This window comes from Sporomusa sp. GT1, assembly GCF_014634905.1.
GTDB classification, from domain to species: Bacteria; Bacillota; Negativicutes; order Sporomusales; family Sporomusaceae; genus Sporomusa; species Sporomusa sphaeroides.
Genome location: NZ_BMBX01000068.1, coordinates 1 through 1,305, shown reverse-complemented (window position 1 = coordinate 1,305; position 1,305 = coordinate 1). Strand labels below are relative to the sequence as shown.

Genomic DNA, 1,305 nt, shown 5'->3' with positions numbered 1-1,305 from the left:
TGGAGTTCCCCCTGTCAAGTAGACAACGATAAAAAAACAACTATGCAGCCATCTTTTCCCGGTACTGTATCGGGGAAAGGTGGTTCAGTCTTTTTTGAAATCGCTCACTGTTATAAAAACAAATATAGTTGTCGATGCCTTGATATAGCTCTTCAACAGACGTATACTTAGTTATGTACAACATCTCTGTTTTGAGATGCGAAAAGAATGATTCTATGCAGGCGTTATCCAGGCAGTTTCCTTTGCGAGAGTGGCTACCTAGTGCGCCTAGTTCTTCTAATCGCTTGTTGTACGAACTAGACGTGTACTGAAAGCCCTGATCCGAATGGATTATGGTTTCGTTCACGTCTAATTTTTTACTCAATTTATCTATCGTATTTAGAACTAATTTTAGGTCATTACGTGCTGAGATCTCGTAAGCAACGATCTCATTGTTAAATAAATCTTGAATTGCAGACAAATAGAAAAATTGTCCATTGAATGGCAAGTAGGTAATATCAGTGACTAGTTTCTGGCCTGGGGCTGTTGCCTTAAAATCACGCTCCAGCCGGTTTGGCTGTACGACTGATGGTTGTTTTCCAAAATAGCGGCGTTTCTTACGAATCATTGATTGTATTCCAAGCTCTTTCATTATGCGATATACCCGTTTGTGATTAACGTGAAATCCTTCATGCGCTAGGGCAATCACCATGCGCAAATATCCGAAATACGGCCGTAGTTGGTGAATTGCCACAATATGCTCTTTTAGCTCTTGTTCCTTTTGTTGTTTAACTGAGGCATTTTTATGCTGTCTTAACCATTTGTAATAACCCTGCCGGCTCACCTTCGCTATCTCAAACAGCCAGCCTAGGCGATACACTTTACGTAAGGCATGGATTATTTCGAATCGGGCTTTCTTCGTCATACCTCCCCGTGAAGATTTGGATACCGCTTTTTTAGATAGTCACGCTCTGCTTTCACATAAGCTAATTCTTCTTCTATGCTTGAAAACGTAGCTCTTGGCCTGCCTTTTCGCCATGCGGTAGATTTTCCACGCTGATCATCGAAAGACTGCCCACTCCGATGCTTAGCTACCCATTTTTGTATCTGGCTATGGCTCTTTACACCTAGCAGCTTTGCTATCGTTTTGTATCCCATCTTTTCTTGTTCATATAACCTAACTGCCTCCGCTTTAAACTCTTCTGGATACTTCGAAAACTTTTGCCCTTTTTTAGCCATGCAAAATCCCCTCCAGGTGACAAGGTCTAGTCCCATTATATCAAATGGGGCTTTTTTTACTTTGTCTACCTAAAGGGGATAATACCA

At 41.4% G+C, this 1,305-nt stretch carries 1 protein-coding gene; it reads right to left on the bottom strand.

Annotated elements, in window-relative coordinates:
* Positions 1–40: 40 nt before the first annotated feature.
* Positions 41–1,218 (bottom strand): IS3 family transposase gene (locus GT1_RS21840; RefSeq protein ID WP_188400491.1). Its coding sequence is split into 2 segments (ribosomal slippage): positions 41–927 and positions 927–1,218, totalling 1,179 coding nucleotides; the frame shifts between segments, so codons are not numbered across the junction.
* Positions 1,219–1,305 lie beyond the last annotated feature (87 nt).